This is a genomic window from Acinetobacter sp. SFD, from assembly GCF_001647575.1.
In the GTDB taxonomy this organism is placed as follows: domain Bacteria; phylum Pseudomonadota; class Gammaproteobacteria; order Pseudomonadales; family Moraxellaceae; genus Acinetobacter; species Acinetobacter pecorum.
In genome coordinates this window covers 31,097-49,013 of record NZ_LSZJ01000016.1, presented here as the reverse complement: position 1 = coordinate 49,013, position 17,917 = coordinate 31,097, and the positions used below count along the sequence as shown (strand labels likewise).

18 protein-coding genes are annotated in these 17,917 nt (G+C 42.6%); 12 read left to right on the top strand and 6 right to left on the bottom strand.

What is annotated here, in order from left to right; translation table 11 throughout:
* Nucleotides 1-35: 35 nt before the first annotated feature.
* Genes AY605_RS13425 through rfbB form a run of 3 tightly spaced genes read right to left on the bottom strand, consistent with a single transcriptional unit; the run spans nucleotide 36 to nucleotide 2,388 of the window.
* Nucleotides 36-449, bottom strand: a complete 414-nt coding sequence (locus AY605_RS13425) for a sugar 3,4-ketoisomerase (protein ID WP_064096886.1) — start codon at nucleotides 447-449, stop codon at nucleotides 36-38.
* A gap of 5 nt (nucleotides 450-454) precedes the next feature.
* Nucleotides 455-1,330, bottom strand: a complete 876-nt coding sequence (rfbA, locus tag AY605_RS13420) for a glucose-1-phosphate thymidylyltransferase RfbA (RefSeq protein ID WP_064096885.1) — start codon at nucleotides 1,328-1,330, stop codon at nucleotides 455-457.
* Nucleotides 1,330-2,388, bottom strand: coding sequence for a dTDP-glucose 4,6-dehydratase (rfbB, locus tag AY605_RS13415; protein WP_064096967.1), 1,059 nt, complete (start codon nucleotides 2,386-2,388; stop codon nucleotides 1,330-1,332). The genes rfbA and rfbB overlap by 1 nt, the downstream gene beginning before the upstream one ends.
* Before the next feature lie 742 nt (nucleotides 2,389-3,130).
* Between rfbB and AY605_RS13410 the strand changes: the two genes are divergently transcribed.
* From AY605_RS13410 to ahr, 11 genes are all read left to right on the top strand, one after another.
* On the top strand, nucleotides 3,131-4,207 hold the full coding sequence (locus tag AY605_RS13410; protein WP_064096884.1) for a polysaccharide biosynthesis/export family protein: 1,077 nt from the start codon (nucleotides 3,131-3,133) through the stop codon (nucleotides 4,205-4,207).
* Nucleotides 4,208-4,456: 249 nt separating this feature from the next.
* Nucleotides 4,457-6,640: a polysaccharide biosynthesis tyrosine autokinase gene (locus AY605_RS13405; RefSeq protein WP_064096883.1), complete on the top strand. Its 2,184-nt coding sequence runs from the start codon at nucleotides 4,457-4,459 to the stop codon at nucleotides 6,638-6,640.
* A gap of 166 nt (nucleotides 6,641-6,806) precedes the next feature.
* On the top strand, nucleotides 6,807-7,511 hold the full coding sequence (locus AY605_RS13400) for an FKBP-type peptidyl-prolyl cis-trans isomerase (protein WP_064096882.1): 705 nt from the start codon (nucleotides 6,807-6,809) through the stop codon (nucleotides 7,509-7,511).
* A gap of 49 nt (nucleotides 7,512-7,560) precedes the next feature.
* A complete protein-coding gene (locus AY605_RS13395) occupies nucleotides 7,561-8,250 on the top strand; it encodes an FKBP-type peptidyl-prolyl cis-trans isomerase (protein ID WP_064096881.1) in 690 nt (229 codons plus the stop codon).
* 164 nt (nucleotides 8,251-8,414) lie between these two features.
* On the top strand, nucleotides 8,415-9,149 hold the full coding sequence (locus tag AY605_RS13390) for a dienelactone hydrolase family protein (protein ID WP_064096880.1): 735 nt from the start codon (nucleotides 8,415-8,417) through the stop codon (nucleotides 9,147-9,149).
* A 94-nt stretch (nucleotides 9,150-9,243) separates the two neighbouring features.
* The gene (locus AY605_RS13385; RefSeq protein ID WP_064096966.1) at nucleotides 9,244-9,603 is read left to right on the top strand and encodes an HIT family protein; all 360 of its coding nucleotides are present in this window, start codon (nucleotides 9,244-9,246) and stop codon (nucleotides 9,601-9,603) included.
* Nucleotides 9,604-9,763: 160 nt separating this feature from the next.
* Nucleotides 9,764-10,792 (top strand): A/G-specific adenine glycosylase, encoded by a 1,029-nt coding sequence (mutY, locus tag AY605_RS13380; protein WP_064096879.1) that lies wholly within the window; start codon nucleotides 9,764-9,766, stop codon nucleotides 10,790-10,792.
* A gap of 69 nt (nucleotides 10,793-10,861) precedes the next feature.
* Nucleotides 10,862-11,404, top strand: a complete 543-nt coding sequence (locus AY605_RS13375) for a M23 family metallopeptidase (RefSeq protein WP_081406382.1) — start codon at nucleotides 10,862-10,864, stop codon at nucleotides 11,402-11,404.
* A gap of 15 nt (nucleotides 11,405-11,419) precedes the next feature.
* The gene (locus AY605_RS13370) at nucleotides 11,420-11,665 is read left to right on the top strand and encodes a hypothetical protein (RefSeq protein ID WP_064096877.1); all 246 of its coding nucleotides are present in this window, start codon (nucleotides 11,420-11,422) and stop codon (nucleotides 11,663-11,665) included.
* 24 nt (nucleotides 11,666-11,689) lie between these two features.
* Nucleotides 11,690-12,286 carry a DNA-3-methyladenine glycosylase I gene (locus tag AY605_RS13365; RefSeq protein WP_064096876.1) on the top strand — a complete coding sequence of 199 codons (597 nt, stop codon included), beginning with the start codon at nucleotides 11,690-11,692 and terminating at the stop codon, nucleotides 12,284-12,286.
* A complete protein-coding gene (gene ahr / locus AY605_RS13360; protein WP_064096875.1) occupies nucleotides 12,276-13,304 on the top strand; it encodes an NADPH-dependent aldehyde reductase Ahr in 1,029 nt (342 codons plus the stop codon). The genes AY605_RS13365 and ahr overlap by 11 nt, the downstream gene beginning before the upstream one ends.
* 48 nt (nucleotides 13,305-13,352) lie before the next feature.
* Here ahr and AY605_RS13355 read toward each other — a convergent pair whose 3' ends face one another.
* Together AY605_RS13355 and dapB are read right to left on the bottom strand one after the other, a co-directional pair.
* The gene (locus tag AY605_RS13355; RefSeq protein ID WP_064096874.1) at nucleotides 13,353-13,997 is read right to left on the bottom strand and encodes an START domain-containing protein; all 645 of its coding nucleotides are present in this window, start codon (nucleotides 13,995-13,997) and stop codon (nucleotides 13,353-13,355) included.
* 56 nt (nucleotides 13,998-14,053) lie between these two features.
* A complete protein-coding gene (gene dapB, locus AY605_RS13350; protein WP_064096873.1) occupies nucleotides 14,054-14,875 on the bottom strand; it encodes a 4-hydroxy-tetrahydrodipicolinate reductase in 822 nt (273 codons plus the stop codon).
* Nucleotides 14,876-15,389: 514 nt separating this feature from the next.
* On the opposite strand from dapB, the gene AY605_RS13345 reads away from it, so the two are divergent.
* Entirely contained in the window at nucleotides 15,390-16,613 is a 1,224-nt protein-coding gene (locus tag AY605_RS13345) for a glycosyltransferase family 32 protein (protein WP_064096872.1), read from the top strand.
* A gap of 133 nt (nucleotides 16,614-16,746) precedes the next feature.
* On the opposite strand, the gene dnaJ is transcribed toward AY605_RS13345, so the two are convergent.
* Nucleotides 16,747-17,859 carry a molecular chaperone DnaJ gene (gene dnaJ / locus AY605_RS13340; RefSeq protein WP_064096871.1) on the bottom strand — a complete coding sequence of 371 codons (1,113 nt, stop codon included), beginning with the start codon at nucleotides 17,857-17,859 and terminating at the stop codon, nucleotides 16,747-16,749.
* Between the last annotated feature and the right edge of the window lie 58 nt (nucleotides 17,860-17,917).

Below are 17,917 nucleotides of genomic sequence, written 5' to 3'. Positions count from 1 at the left end.
AACCTTGTTTTTTGTTATGCTATTATTTTAATTCACTATTGCGTACAGGTCTTATGCAGTTCTTTTAAAAACTGGTCATAATTGCGGATATAATCGCTTTCATCATAATAATCGCTTGCCAATACCAGCAATATGCAATCTTTGGAAAAATCATGCATCTCATGCCAAACCATTGGCGGGATAAATAATCCTTTATTAGACTGACCTATTAAGACCTCTAGCTTTTCTTTGCCATTATCCATCAGCATTTTGCAACTGCCTTGAATGCAAAAAGCAATTTGTTGAAGGCCTTTATGTGCATGAAATCCACGAGGAACATCAGGCTGAGCACCGAAAATATAATAGAGCCTCTGTATACTGAAAGGAACATTCCGATTAGCTTCGGCGACCACCAAGCTGCCACGATGATCTCCCAGATTAGGTAATTCTATCCATTCGATAAGATTCATCGTTATTACCCCACTAAAGAAATCAGATATTGTCCATAGCCATTTTTATTCATTGTTTGACCAATCGCTAAAACTTCCTCTCTGCTCAGCCAGCCATTATTCAATGCAATTTCTTCCAGGCAGGCCACTTTATAACCCTGACGTTTTTCAATAGTTTCTACAAATTGAGCTGCCTCAAGCAGACTGCCCTGTGTTCCTGTATCCAACCAGGCAAACCCACGCCCCAACAATTCAACATTTAAATCACCTCGTTCCAGATATGCCTGATTAATCGAGGTAATTTCCAGCTCACCCCGTTCGGAGGGTTGTACCTGTTTGGCAATTTGAATCACATCATTGTCATAAAAATACAGGCCAGTTACGGCGAAGTTAGATTTAGGATGTTTCGGTTTTTCTTCAATTGAAATCACACGGTGCTGTTCATCAAATTCCACCACGCCAAAGCGCTCAGGATCTTTCACCTGATAACCAAATACCGTTGCTCCTTTTTGCCGTGCTGCAGCTTGACGTAGCATAGGGGTAAAACCTTGCCCGTAGAAAATATTATCGCCCAGCACCAGACATACATTGCTTTGGCCAATAAATTTTTCGCCCAGGATAAAGGCTTGTGCCAAACCATCAGGGCGAGGCTGAATTGCATAACTCAGCTCCATGCCAAACTGTGAACCATCTCCTAATAAACGCTTAAACCCCTCAATATCCTCTGGCGTACTAATAACCAGAACGTCACTGATACCGGCTAACATCAGGACAGATAATGGATAATAAACCATCGGTTTGTCATAAATCGGAAGTAGCTGTTTCGAGATGCCTTTGGTAATAGGATGCAAACGTGTGCCCGAACCACCGGCTAAAATAATCCCCTTGGTTGTGCTAGCCATTAGACTGCCTCCCCTAAACGTTCACGCTGATAAGAACCATCCTGAACGCGATGACACCATGTCAGATTATCCAGATACCACTTCACAGTTTTACGGATACCGGTCTCGAATGATTCCTGTGGCTTCCACCCCAGTTCCCGTTCAATTTTTGATGCATCAATGGCATAGCGCAGATCATGTCCAGGCCGATCATTAACAAAAGTGATGAGGCTTTCATAACGTTCCCCATTCAGTTGGGGTTTTAATTCATCTAAAATCTGACAGATGGTTTTGACTACGTCTATATTTTGTTTTTCATTCCATCCGCCAATATTATAGGTCTCACCTACAATGCCTTGAGTCGCAACCTGATATAAAGCGCGGGCATGGTCTTCTACGAAAAGCCAGTCCCGAACCTGCTGACCGTTGCCATACACTGGTAAGGGTTTCCCCTCCAAAGCATTGAGGATCATCAAAGGAATCAGTTTTTCAGGAAAATGATAAGGTCCATAGTTATTGGAACAGTTTGTGACCACGACTGGCAAACCATAAGTTCTATGCCAGGCTCGCACCAGATGATCCGAGCTGGCCTTACTGGCCGAATAAGGTGAACTTGGCAAATAAGGTGTGGTTTCTGCAAACAGATCGGTTGTGCCTTCCAAATCTCCATAGACCTCATCTGTTGAAATATGGTGGAATTTGAATCTGGATTTTTTAATTTCAGGCAGCTTTTGCCAATACTTTCGTGCAGCTTCTAATAAGGTATAGGTACCGACAATATTTGTTTTAATAAATTCGGCCGGGCCATCGATGGATCGGTCCACATGAGACTCTGCCGCTAGATGCATGACCACATCGGGTTCAAAGCTTGCAAATAATCGTGTTAAAGCTGCATGATCACAAATATCAGTTTGAGAGAAATGGTAACGTGGGTGATCCGATATAGAAATTAAAGATTCTAGATTACCCGCATAAGTTAACTTATCAACATTTAAGACTTGATGTTCAGTCTCCTTGACCAGATGCCGGATGACAGCAGATCCAATAAAACCGGCTCCACCAGTCACTAATATTTTCATCACCATTTTAAATACCCTTTAATATTTTTATTCTACTTTTCACTAATTATTTTTAATATATTGATGCCTTTTAAGCTTCTCTATTTTTATTGATTTGTTCATAAGATATATTAATTCTATTACACAAACCACTTACAAAAAAAGCCGATACTTAAATGTAGTTACATTTTATGAATCTATTTTCGTTTTTAAAAATATTTTTACCCTATATTGATCTTAATCCTGCACACACTTTCCAGCCAATATTGTTCTAATATTCATCATTTTTTTTATTCCAATACTTTAATTAACAATGTTTTATTTTAATTTCATAAGGCATAATTATTTTATAAATTATTAAACTAATGCTTAAATTAAATAAAAATCAACAATCTAAGAAACCTTTAGATCAGATAAAAATTATATAAAAATACTTTCCTCGATTAATTTCTATCGTTATTGCTTCTTTCATTGGATTCAACTCATCTATTAAAAAATAACAATTAGAAACAATTAATCTTCTTTATAATCTTAAAAAATTTTCTATATCTCTACCGCTTGTTCAATCAAGCTTTCACGTCCATTTTCGTCCATCTTTTTGCAAAATCTTAGCCTGGCGTTATTTAATTGGGTCAAAAATAGCTATAGACAAGGTATGTGATATATTATATTTTTTAGACGTTAATCACATAAATCGAATTAAAAAAATTAATAATTATTAATAAATACCAATTCTGAACATATAAAAATAAAGGGGTTTCAAGTGAACCATAGACACCTTTTAGGTATTTTTACCTTAAGCCTATCTTTAGTTGGATGTGCAGCAATATCCGGCTTTCAAACCTATAATTTACCGAAAGAAGGCATCTATCAAACTGAGCTAGGAACGCCTGTCAATCTGGTGCAATTAAATCAGCAAACCCTGCCTGTCGTACAGTCGGCCCAAACAAATAATCTCAGTCATTATGCTGCTTTATTTCAGACCGAGGTGCAGGATTACCGCTTGAATCCGGGTGATATCTTATCTTTTCAATTATGGGCTTATCCTGAAATCAGTGCCGCCCCTACGGCCAGCGATAATAACAACGGCTATCAAATTGACCGGAATGGTTATATTCACTTTCCATTCATTGGACGCTATAAAGCAGCAGGAAAAACTCTTCCGCAAGTGAATCAGGAAGTACGACGCCTATTAACACCTTATTTAAACCGCCCGGATGTAGTGGTACGCGTGATTTCATATCAAGGACAACGCTATTCTGTGGTTGGCAATGTGAAATCGGCAGGACAGTTTTACCTATCTGACCAACCGATCAGTGTTTATACAGCATTAGGTCTGGCTGGCGGTATCAATGAGCAGGGTGACTCGACTTCAATTCAACTGGTACGTCAGGGGGTGACCTATGACCTGAATACTATTGCACTGGAAAAGGCTGGATATTCTTTACATAAACTCTTGATTCAACCAAATGACACTCTTTATATCAGCCCTCGTGAAAACCAGAAAATCTATGTGATGGGGGAAGCAGGTGCCAATAAACCGTTGCCAATACGTGATCAGGGAATGACGCTTGCGGATGTGCTGGGTGAAAGTGAAGGCATCAACCCCTATTCAGCGAGTGCTAGCCGGATTTATGTCTTACGTGGCAATTCCGATAACAAGATGACCGACATATATCACTTAAGTTTAAACAACCTTGGAGATTTTGGCCTGGCCAAACAGTTCAAGATGCGTAGTAACGATATTGTCTATGTAGATGCCACAGGTCTGACTCGTTGGGAACGCGTTGTGAGCCAGATTCTTCCATTTTCATATGTCGCTGACTCGGCTATACGATAGGTAGTTTAGTTATAGTACCAGGTGCTTAATACTGTATATGAAACAGACACAATAAGAACTGTCTTCTTCTGATCATTATTAAAATATCTGGCCTTATGCGGGTTAGATATTTCAAGAAAGGACCATATAACCAGAATTTTAGAGTCCTTTTTCGCAAAGGCAGCAAGTCTTTGATTATTTTATATAATTTTATTAAAAAATAACTCACTGACTGGAAAAATCACTTTTAAACTTTTAGATAGTAAAATTATGAACAAAAATAACAATACCGAAAATATGATTGACCTAAAAGGGGTGTTCTTTTCCCTGCTCGCGCAATGGAAACTCATCCTTTTATGTGGCTTGCTCAGCCTGATTGTCGTGCTGCTGTACATACGTACCGCAGCCCCTAGCTATAAGGTAGATGCAATTGTCCAGGTCGAGGAAAGTAGAGGGGCATCAGCTGCTTTATTAGGCAGCCTGTCAAGTATTATTAGTCAGATGTCTTCGTCGAATGCTGAGATTGAGGTGTTAAAATCACGCACTATTCTTGAATCCGTGATTGATCGCTTAAATCTGGATCTGCATATCGCCAGTACTGAAGAATCTTTTATCAACCGTCTTATTCAGGGAAGAAACTCGCAAACCGAATATCAGCCTGAAACAGTACGCTTTAAAGAAGGTTTTAAAAGCTTTGATATCCGTCAGTTTGAAGTTCCTGCAGCGTATCTGGATAAAAGTCTCCTGCTAAAATTTCAACCACAGAGCTTTAGCCTGATCAATCCAGCTACAGAAGAAATTGTCTTTCAAGGGCCACTTAACCAGGCCGTTCAAGGCAAAGCTGCACAGGGAGACTGGAAAGTTGCCATCTTCACTCAGGATAAGCTAGATAACAGCTATCGAGTTCAAAAACTCTCGCTGCCTACAGCGATTGATTCCATTCTCGCCAATTACTCCGTTACAGAAAAAGGCGAACTGAGTGGTGTTCTGCAGCTTCGTTATCAGGGGCAAGATAAACAGCACATCACCAAAGTACTGAACACGATTTTAGCCCTTTATAGCCAGCATAATATTACACGCCGTTCCACAGAAACAGCCCAGACACTGGCATTTCTGGATGAACAATTACCGGATTTAAGAAAACAGCTGGATAATGCAGAATTTGCCTTTAATAAATTCCGCCAACAGCATAATACTGTTGATATTGCTAAAGAATCTGAATTGTACTTAAACCAGAGCGTCACCCTCGAAACACAAAAAGTCTTACTCGAACAGAGACAGGCTGAAATAGGTGCCAAATATGCAGCACTACATCCGGCCATGCGGGAAATTACCGCTCAACTTCGGGTCATCAATGGCAAGATTGGCGAGCTGAATACCGCACTTAAAAATGTTCCAGAGATCCAACGCCAGTTCTTGCAACTGTCACGTGATGTAGAAGTCAAACAGCAACTGTATACCAACCTGGTAAATTCCTATCAGCAACTGCGTATTGCCAAAGCGGGTGAAATTGGCAATGTCCATATCATTGATACCGCACTTGAACCGATTGACCAGATGCAACAGAAAACACCCCTGATTCTGTTCCTCGCCTTCTGGTTCGGTATTTTCCTGGGAATCCTGGTGGCATTATTCCGCAATATGCTGCGTTCCGGGGTGAAAGAGAGCAGTCAGATAGAATATCAACTGGGGCTTCCGGTCTATGCGAATATCGCACACTCCCCGAGTCAGAAACCTGGGCTAAAACTCCTGAAAAAGAAAAATATTCCTTTTGTATTGGCCCTTAAACATAGCGATGATATTGCGATCGAAAGTTTGCGCAGCATCCGCACTGCGAGCCATTTTGCCCTTGGCCAGGCCAAGAACAACATCATTATGATTTCAGGTCCCGCACCCAAAGTTGGAAAATCATTTGTTTGTAGCAACCTGGCGGTCATCATGGCAGAAAAAAACAAACGCGTACTGGTGATTGATGCAGACTTGCGTCGTGGTCATATCCACAAATATTTTGATCTGGATCATCAAAATGGATTAACTGAATACCTGAATGAGCAAATTACATTAGAACAGACTATACAAAACACCAATCTTCCGAACTTAAATGTCATCACCTGCGGTAAAAGCTCAACCCATCCATCTGAGCTTCTTAATTCGGTATGCTTTCAGGAGCTACTGCAATCTGTGATTCCACACTATGACCATATCATTATTGACACACCACCTGTATTGGCGGTCACGGATGCGACTATCGTAGCCCGATATGTCGGACTCAATTTGGTCGTGGCACGCTATGCAAAAACTCAAATGAAGGAGCTTGAGCTGACATTGAACCGTTTTAAACAAGCCGGTTGTATCGTAAATGGCTTTATCCTGAATGATATTCAGCCTTCGGCCGCAGGAAGCTATAGTTACGATTACATTTACAGTTATAAGTCTAGAGTACAAAATAGCTGACCCCATTCATAAAAAAAACCAGCAATTGCTGGTTTTTTTTATGTCTTCCAGCTTCAACAGAATTGCGGTATTCGCTTGCTAAAAAACCACCCATTCTGCAAGATTTCTCAAAATTTTCTGCTAAGATGGAATGAACCTCCACGATAACATTAGATTGGAATAATACATGAGTAAGGCCTTACCGATTGCTGTCGCTGTTCTTTTAGGCGGTGCCGCGCTAGTACCTGTTTACTATGCAACTCAAAACCCAGCTGCTCAAACAACAAAAGCATCTAAAAATGCCTCAGCTGTTTCTAAAATCAGCTATGCACTTGGTTATGAAGTTGCTCACCAAACTCCACCTGAGCTGGATATTGACAGCTTTGTGACAGGTGTTCGTGAAGGTCATGCCCGTACTGCACCTGCTTATACTGAAGAAGAATTACAGGCCGCTTATGAGCAGTTCCAGAAAGAAATGCAGCAAAAGCAAGTCGACAGTGCCAAGCAGGCTCAAGCATCCAGCGATACTTTCCTAACTGAGAATGCCAAAAAAGCAGGGGTAAAAACCACAGCATCTGGTTTGCAATATCTAGTCACTAAAGAAGGCACCGGCAAACAGCCTGCGGCATCGTCAATCGTGAAAGTCCATTACACCGGAAAACTGGTTGATGGTACCGTATTTGACAGCTCGGTCGAACGTGGTGAGCCGATTGAGTTCCCACTCAACCAGGTGATTCCAGGCTGGACCGAAGGGTTGCAACTGATGAAAGAAGGCGGCAAAGCCACGCTATATATTCCGGCAAAACTGGCTTATGGCGAACAGGGCGTACCAGGAACTATTCCTCCTAACAGCACTTTGATTTTTGATGTGGAACTGATCGAAGTCAAATAATCCACGAATAAGGAGAGCACTGTGCTCTCCTTTATTTTGAGAAATGATAATGAAAATACAAATAAGCTTGCTGGTTTTACTGCTAAGTTCTGGCAGTCTTTTTGCCAAAGACATCACCACTAAAAGTTCTGAAGCAGAACAGGTGGGTTACAGCTTTGGTTATCTGATGGGAAAAAGTAATGCAGACTCTTTACAAGGTATTGATCTGGATGCCTTCAGTGCCGGTTTAAAAGCTGCTGCTGCCGGAAAACAGGCGACTTTAAGTGAAGAAGAGATGGCGCGGGTATTGACCCAGTTCAAGCGTCAGGCTGAAGCCAAAGAGCTGATTACCCTGAAAAAACAGGCTGATGAAAATGCCAGAATTGGTCAGGCGTTTCTGGCAGAGAATGCCAAAAAACCTGGGATTAAAACCACCAAATCAGGCCTGCAATATCAGATTCTTCAGGAAGGCAAAGGCAAATCGCCGAATGCAAACAGTAATGTCCGCGTACATTATGAAGGCCGTTTGATTGATGGTACAGTTTTTGACAGTTCGATTGCCCGTAATCAGCCCGTGGTATTCCGTACCACCCAGGTCATTACTGGCTGGACCGAAGGCTTGCAGCTGATGAAAGAAGGTGCCAAATATCGTTTCTTCATTCCGGCTGAACTGGCCTACGGACAAATTGGTTCAGGGGATGTAATTGAGCCGAACAGTACCTTGATTTTTGATGTGGAATTACTGGAAATTATTAAATAATAAATCCTATTTTTTCTGATAAAAAAGCAGAGAGGTTCTAGATTTACCTCTCTTTTTTTATGCCTTTCAACCTCCCTAAATTGCAAGTTTTCATGTCACATCCCGACCAGTTTTGCTATGTTATGTTTTAATCAAGCGATTCAACAACAATAGAGGACGTCAGCATGGCAGCAATCAAGACCCGCGAAATTCATTACACTGCACAGGATGGCAGCCCATTAATCGGTTATTTTGCCGCACCAGAAACTGATACTCCTGTTGCCGGTATACTGGTTGCACCAGAATGGTGGGGTCGTAACGAATATACCGAACAGCGTGCCCGTGAACTTGCAGAACATGGCTATGCGGCCTTGGCCATGGACATGTATGGGGACAAAAAAGTCACGACCAATTCTGATCAGGCATATCAGTGGATGATGCAGACTTTTGCAGATCCTGACACCATCGTTAACCGTGCCACAGCGGCTTTGAATGCTCTGGCAGCGCAGGATGAAGTTAATCCCGAAAAACTCGCAGCGATTGGTTTCTGCTACGGAGGCAAAGTCGTACTGGATCTGGCCCGTTCCAATGCCCCATTAAAAGCAGTCGTCACTTTTCATGCCAATCTGACGCCAAAAGCACCGGCTCAGGAAGGTCAGGTACAGGCAGAAATCCTGGTGCTGCATGGAGAACTGGACAGTATGGTAACGCTGGATGATGTTGCCAGTTTCCGCGAGGAAATGCAGGCTGCCAAGGTCAAACATGAAGTGACTGTTTTTGAAAATGCCAAACATGGCTTTAGCAACCCGCTTGCCGATGAACGGGCCAAAGCCAATGGCGTGGATCTTGGCTACAATCCAGAAGCGGAACAAAAAGGCCTGGCAGCAATGTACGCCTTACTGGATCGCCGTTTGGCATAAATAGAAACAACTATTCGGCTTGTTTACAGGCTGAATATTTCAGATACTTCATGAAGAAAAGAAAGATAAATCCTACCAGAGGAGAATGTATATGATGGCTGAAACCAACTGCCCCTACTGCAATTTTGACGAATATGATGTCATTGCCAAAAATGATTATGGTGTGGTGTTGCCTGAACCGAATTCATTGTCCGAAGGTCACTGTGTCGTGATTCCATTACGGCATGTGGCCTCATTTTTTGAAGTGACCGACAAAGAACGTAAAAGTTTGATGTCTTTACTGGAACAGGCACGTAATGAACTACAATTACGCTACCAGCCTGCCGGGTTTCATGTCGGTTTTATTGATGGTGAAGTATTTCAGGAAAAGGTAGAACATCTGCATATTCATATTATTCCGCGTTATGCAGGCAAAACCTTGAAGCTGGATGAGCGCTGGGGAATTAATGATTAACCAGGTTCTATATCAAAAATAAATGCTCTACGGAGCGTTTATTTTTTTGAAATCACTCTTCTGCCCAAATAAATGAGCAGCCATTTTTATCCTACTTTTCACATTCCCACCCTGCTGATTCCGCTATACTAGCTGCTGTTTATTCGGTTGCTAGGTGTTCATGTTCGTATTTTCAGATGCCCTGTTGGAATGGTTTGATGTGCATGGTCGTCATGACTTGCCCTGGCAGGTGACAGATGATCCGTATAAAGTCTGGGTCTCTGAAATCATGTTGCAGCAAACCCAGGTCAAAACTGTACTGCAATATTTCGAACGATTTATCCAGCGTTTTCCGACTGTTCAGGACTTAGGTCAAGCCTCATGGGATGAGGTTGCACCTTACTGGGCAGGTCTCGGCTATTATGCCCGCGCCCGCAATCTGCATAAAGCGGCCGGCATCGTGACGGCACAGCAGCAGTTCCCTCAAACTCTGGAAGAATGGATGGCTTTGCCCGGCATTGGCCGTTCTACCGCGGGCGCCCTGATGTCACTCGGTTTACGTCAATATGGCGTAATTATGGATGGTAATGTTAAACGGGTATTGTCACGTTTCTTTGCCATTGAAGATGATCTGTCCAGACCGGTGCATGAACGTGCCCTATGGCAACTGGCGGAACAGCTCTGTCCTGTTGAACGCAATCATGACTATACTCAGGCGATTATGGATCTGGGAGCAACCGTATGTACGCCAAAAAAGCCTTTGTGTCTGTATTGTCCCATGCAGCAGCATTGCAAGGCACATCAGCAAGGACTGGAAAATGAATTGCCTTTCAAGAAGGCCAAAAAACCGGTTCCAGTACGCTCTGCTCAGGTCTTGCTGATCCAGTCCGGTACAGACTGGCTCTGGCAGCAACGTCCCAATAGTGGTCTTTGGGGCGGTCTCTGGTGTCTGCCGATTATTGAAAATGCACATGAATTGGAACAGCGATGCCAGCAGCTGGGCCTGAAAAATATCGTCAAAAAGACCCAGATTAGCCACAGTTTTACCCATTTTACCTGGCACCTTGAAGCGATTGTTTTTGCTGTAGATCAGGATCAGCAGGAGCATCTGGCGATTGAACTGCAAGGCTGCTGGATGAGTCCACAAACAGCAACCGATGCCGGTATTCCGACTGCCATGAAAAAATTGATCACTAGCGTCAATCTGTGACATAGTCTGGACAAAGCAAAATATCGATCAGCTCGACATGAGCATTGCCAATATTTAAGGATGAATAAAGTGCGCCAATACCTTGCTTTGACATGGATTGTTTTCATCACTGTGCTGCTGGCAGCCTGTAACAGTACACCGAAAAAATCCCCCGCTGTACAACTGAACCCTATCCTGGTGAAGAAGCTCAACAGCCTGCAGATGCCTAATTCATTGGCAATCCCGGTGGCACGCGTACAGGCACGTGAATTAACAGATACCTGGGGCGCTTCGCGCAGTCGCGGACGTCTGCACGAAGGCATTGATATCCTGGCTCCACGTGGAACCAAAGTTTTTAGCGCGACTGAGGGCCTGATTGCGGATTTACGTAATAACAATTTGGGTGGTAAAGTAGTCTGGATTCTGGGTCCAGGCGGCTCCTGGCATTATTATGCGCATCTGGATGGCCATAAACGTGGCTTAAAAGTAGGCGACCATGTCAAAAAAGGCCAGCTGATCGGTTATGTCGGCAATAGCGGTAATGCCCGGCATACTGCTCCTCATCTGCATTATGGAATCTATTTACAGGGCAAGGGCCGCGGTGTGGTCAACCCTTATCCCTATTTACGTTAATTTTAGGATATTTACATGTCAGAAGCGTTGATCAATCGTCTGGTGGAATTTGCTGAATCAGGCAATCAACAAAAAATTGTATTGAATGGTCAAACTTATCAGGGCTGGGTGATGGAAATTACCGAGGATGCGCTTCTGATCAGTACCGGCTATGCTGACAAGGCTGGTAAAGATATGTGGATTCAATTTAGCGATCTGGATCAGGCTGAACTGTGGTACTGGGACAATCAGCAGGATCAATGGACTGTGTTTAAATTATAAAAGCATCAAAACAAGGAGCATCACATGACTGTGCAACGCTGTGGCTGGTGCTCCGATGATCCGCTGTATATCACCTACCATGACCAGGAATGGGGACAGGCCCTGCTGGATGAAAATCGCCTGTTTGAAATGCTGTGTCTGGAAGGACAGCAGGCCGGTCTGGCTTGGATTACCGTTCTTAAAAAACGTGAAGCTTATCGTGAACATTTTTTTAAATATTCGATCGAATCTATCGCCTCACTTACAGATCAACAACTCCAAATAAAACTCGAAGATGCTAGCCTGATACGGCATCGCGGCAAACTCAATGCCATTCGGGAAAATGCCCAAGCATGGCTAAAGCTGCGACAGCAAGGGATTAATCTGGTGGATTGGCTCGGGTCTTTTGCACAGCAACCGCGACTGAATAATGATGTTGTGGATTATCGGCAAGCACCCGCTCAAACCATTGAGAGTCAGCAGATGTCTAAAGCCCTTAAACAGGCCGGTTTTAAATTTGTCGGACCCACCATTTGCTATGCCTTTATGCAGGCCGTTGGTATGGTCGATGACCATGAAAATCATTGTGACTTTAAAACAATATCCTCCCATTTAAATAAGAGTCGAAATCATGTCGAATAATATTATTCAAGCTTATGCAGCCATGTCTGCAGGTGCGGAACTTGAACCTTATCAGTTTGATGCCGGAGAACTGCAACCGCATCAGGTCGAAATCAAAGTAGAATACTGTGGTCTCTGTCATTCCGATATTTCAGTGATCAATAATGACTGGGGTTCTTCAGTGTATCCGGTTGTAGCAGGACATGAGATTATCGGTACCATTACCCATCTGGGTGCAGAAGCCAAAGGCCTGAAAGTTGGTCAACGGGTGGGTATCGGCTGGACGGCAGAAAGTTGCCAATATTGCGATCCTTGTATTTCAGGCCAGCAGGTGCTGTGTACTGGCGGTCAGGTGGCTACCATTGTCGGACATGCCGGTGGTTTTGCCGACAAAGTGCGTGCCGGATGGCAATGGGTCATTCCCCTACCCGAAGATCTTGATCCTGAAAGTGCTGGCCCCCTACTCTGTGGCGGGATTACCGTATTTGATCCGATCCTGAAACATCAGATTCAGGCCATTCACCATGTTGGCGTAATTGGTATTGGCGGTTTAGGGCATATGGCCATCAAGCTGCTAAAAGCCTGGGGCTGTGAGATTACCGCTTTCACCTCAAATCTGGATAAAAGTGATGAGCTGAAAGGCATGGGCGCTGACCATGTGGTCAATAGCCGTGATTCGGCTGCCTTAAAAGCCCAGCGTGGCAAGTTTGATTTATTGCTGAGTACGGTCAATGTGACTCTGGATTGGCAGGCTTATCTGGCAACTCTGGCACCCAATGGTACTGTACATATGCTCGGTGTACCTCTGGAACCGATGCAGATTCCGGCTGGCATGCTGATTGGTGGGGCCAAGTCAGTAAGCGGCTCACCGACAGGTTCGCCAGCTGCACTGCGCCAGCTGCTGAAATTTGCTGCACGTAAAAATATTGCTCCGCAAATTGAAGTATTCCCGATGTCACAGCTGAACCAGGCGATTGAACATCTGCATTCAGGCAAAGCCCGTTACCGGATTGTGCTTAAAGCAGATTTTACAGCTTAAATCCTGCTTATTTTCAGCTGTTAAAAAGACCCAGAAATTGGGTCTTTTTTATTGCAGGGCTTCAGGCAAGACCGCAATACTGGCAGGTTTGGCCAGTTCAGTCTTCATCTTTTGCAGCATTTGATAAGGCTGCTGTTGCACAAACATATTCACAAAAGTCAAAGGAATGGAACCTTCCGGATTGGCATAACCATAGGTTGAAACCTTGACCTGGTTATTGGCCAGTTTCTGAAAAGTCCAGTCCCCCTGATAATCGGTTAAACGCACATAATCCGGGTTTAAAGGATAACCACTTTGGATGGCTTTATTCTTGATGGTGATCTGGCCATTGGCTTCCTTGATCATCTTGCCCTGTACAATCAGGTCACGGTCTTTTAAGGGAAATGGAAAATCCAGCACCATATACAGGGTAAAGTCGCCTTTTTTATCATCACGGGACAGGATCTTGATGCTGCCCATATAGGGAACCCACTGTACGGCATGCTCGACATTTAGAATCAGGGACACGGCATTTTCAATGGGTGCGGTATAGGTGGTTTCAGCTTTATAGAGAAAGACCGGGTTTTGTTCATTCTGGTAGGTCCAGACCTTGATATTATTTTTATGAATACTGAGTTTAGGCGTCCCGACAGGCTTGGCCTGCGCAATGGCACCAAGCGCCACTGCACAGAGCAGGAAAATCATTTTTTGCATTTTTTATTCGTCTTATTTTAGTTTTAGATTTTTTTATAAATGATTTTAACTCGATTTTAAACCTGAATATCGTTAAAACCAAGCACGTCCTTCATATCATATTTACGCGCTTCACGGCCCACTACCCAGGCAGCAGCACGTACCGCACCAGAAGCAAAGTTCATGCGATTGGTGGCTTTATGGGTAATTTCCACACGCTCCCCGTCGGCAATAAACATTGCGGTATGTTCACCGACAATATCGCCACCACGAATGGTCTGGAAGCCAATGCTCTTACGCTCACGCGGACCAGTATGACCTTCACGGCAATATACCGCATCTTCTTTCAGGTTACGGCCTAAAGCACCCGCAATCGCCTCACCCCACATCAAAGCTGTACCCGATGGCGCATCGACTTTATGACGGTGATGTGCTTCAATCACTTCGATATCAACCGTATCACCAAACACCTTAGATGCCAGTTCAAGCAGTTTGATCGAGACGTTTACGCCCACTGAATAATTCGCTGCATAGACTACAGGGGTTTCCGTCGCAGATTGTTCCAGATAGGCTTTTTGCTCGTCATTCATACCCGTCGTACCAATCACGATGGCGACACCCGCTTCACGGCAGATTTTAAGATGATTGACGGTGGCTGCGGGTGCAGTGAAATCGATCACGACATCACAGTCTTTGACTACATCTGTAAGGCTACCCACGACCTTCACACCTGTTGCGCCAATTCCGGCAAGTTCGCCCGCATCAGCACCCAATAAGGTACTTTCAGGGCGTTCTACTGCAGCCGCCAATTGATAACCTGCTTCATGCACAGCCTGAATAAGGATACGCCCCATACGACCGCCTGCACCCAAAATCCCAATGCGTGGTGTAGCTGACATAACATAGTCCTGATGTTGATCCAAAATTGTTCTTACTATAACAAAACTCTGGAATAACACTAAGATGCATTGCATAAATTCAATAAAAATACTTTTTTACGAAACTCCCTGACAGTGAGCATGTCACAAAGCCGTTCTTATAGATACTTGCTACAGTTCCTGTTTCAATTGTGGCTGACCATGAAGCTCCCTGACAAAGGACTGAAAACAAGCGAATAGGAGAAAAATATAAAAAATTATGGTTCTCCATCATATTGATTATATTTATAAAAATTAATATATTGTATATAAAATAGTAAGTTGATTTTAGAAAAATTGATTACTTAGAACGTAATAATGAAGCTTTTTCCTCATATTTTTTAACTGCGTTTGGGGTTTTATAAGAGGAATAATTTATAATATAGTTTTTCTATTTCCAATAAAATTACTTATTTATCTATCCAACAAGACTCATTAATTATATTTGCAAGCTGAATATAATTTTATATAAATAAATGATATCCAGGGTTTAATTTTGAATAATATAAATTTAGTAGGTTTCCATGGTGGTATATTGGGCTATGACCTAGAGACCAGTTCATTAAAATGCTATAGGGATGGTATCCCGATTGGTATATATGAAGTACTGTTTGATGGAAAAAACATTTTTATTCAGCTAAATGATTCCAAGAAATATATATTCTTTCTAGAAAATAAATTTTCTTTAACTGATAATTTACAAGAAGTAAATCTGATCGTTCATCATCATGGATATCACCTTAATATAAAAATAGAAAATAAATATTTATCCTGCAGATCAGATCTCAATATTGTGAATGGCTCAGATAAACCTTTAGGATGGGAAGAATTCTATTTAAAATTTAATGATTATGTTGATACAACAGAAAAATTTCATTATTCAGATTTGTTTGAATACAATAAACTCACTCAACCCAAATCTATTGAAAAAAATATATGGTTATATTGGGATTCAAATCCTCCCCCGCTCATTAACAAAATAGTTAAAAAACTTGAAAATTTAAACCCGGGCTATGAGATTACCTTAATTAATAAAGACAATATAAGAGACTATACAGAATATGATTTATTTAAGGATGATATGAATCCTACTTTTCGGAGTGATTTATTAAGGCTTATTCTACTATACAATTATGGCGGTTTTTGGATTGATGCCTCCACTCTGACCAACACCTCGATCAATAACATTACTGGCTTAAATCAATATAATCAAACTCATTATGAACTTATTGGCTTTTATAGAAAATGTCATTTTATTCATGATCTGCCGTGTGTCGAATCCTGGTTCTTAGGTTCTCCAAAAGGTAGTTTTATCATTGGAAAGTGGTTAGAAGTTTTGCTAGAAGCCTTATATTCTTCACCCGAGGCACTTTTAGAAAAATTAAAACAAGATATTAACTTTGAAAAAATTAAAAATACCTATTCAGAAGGATCATTCCTCTATTTTCTAGCTTATTTATGCCAGCAGAAAGTCTTTATAGATTATAAACAATATATGAGTATTCAGGCATTCTGTGCAGATTATTCAGCTTTCTATTTTAAAGATAGACATGGCTGGTCTAATCCAGATCGATATATCAACTTGTTGTTTAGTAGAGAAAATGAAATCATTTTCTTGCCTAAAATCATTAAATTTACTAAGGGCGACCGGGATCTTTTTGAAAAAATCAGGGCAGAGAAAAGATTTAAAACCTATTCATATTTAGGAAACTATATCTAAAAATGGGGTTTGCCGGGATTGATAAGACTTGAGAATATGCAGGCCCTTCTGATTGAGAAACCTACAGCAGAATAAAATTTGCTATAAGCCATAAAAAAGGACGCCAAAGCGTCCTTTTTCTAGTTTCATTCCATTAATCGAATAAACGGTCAAAGAATGATTTTTTCTTCGGTGATGACTTGCTGTCGTCACCATCCATGGTTTCCTGGAGTTCTTTTAACAGTTCGCGCTGACGTGAACTTAAGTTGACTGGCGTTTCAACCACAATCCTGCACAGCAAATCGCCTTGCATACTGCTACGTACCGGCTTAACACCCTTACCGCGTAAACGGAACAGTTTACCAGTTTGCGTTCCTTCAGGAATTTTCAGGCTGACACGACCGTCGAGGGTCGGAATCTGAATTTCCTTGCCTAAGGCAGCATCCACGATCGAGACTGGAACATCCATATACAGATCGGCCCCATCACGCTGGAAGATTTCGTGCTCACGCACCACCACTTCTACGTACAAGTCACCAGGCTGGCCGTCACGGATCGCTTCACCTTTACCAGTCAAGCGTACACGGTCGCCATTATCTACCCCGGCAGGAATAGTCACTTCCAGAGTTTGCTGTCGGTCTACTACACCAGAACCATGACATTTATTACATGGGTTCTTGATGATTTTACCTTGACCACGACAGGTGCTACAGGTCTGCTGTACCGAGAAGAAACCTTGCTGCATACGCACCTGACCTGCACCATGACAGGTCGGACAGGTTTCTACATCGTTTGGATTTTTTGATCCCTTACCATCACAGGCATCACACGGTGCCGGTGCAGTAAAGGTAATGGTTTTCTTGACACCCTTAACTGCTTCTTCCAGGGTCAATTCCATCACATAGCGTAAGTCTGAACCACGGCGGGCACGTTGCTGGCTACGACCACCACCCCCAAAAGCACCACCGAAAATATCACCAAACTGACTGAAAATGTCTTCTGCGCTAAAACCGCCGCCGAAGCCACCACCGCCCATACCACCTTCAAAGGCCTGATGGCCCATACGGTCGTACATGCTACGTTTTTCACTATCAGACAGGACTTCATAAGCTTCTGAAGCTTCTTTGAATTTCTCTTCTGCTTCAGGATTTTCCGGGTTACGGTCTGGGTGATATTTCATCGCCAACTTACGGTAGGCTTTTTTGATTTCATCATCACTAGCGGTTTTAGCGACACCCAAAACCTCATAATAATCACGTTTAGCCATGTCTGGCGATGCTCCTCACGGAATTTCGTTTAATATTCAATTGAGGTTTAAAATTGGG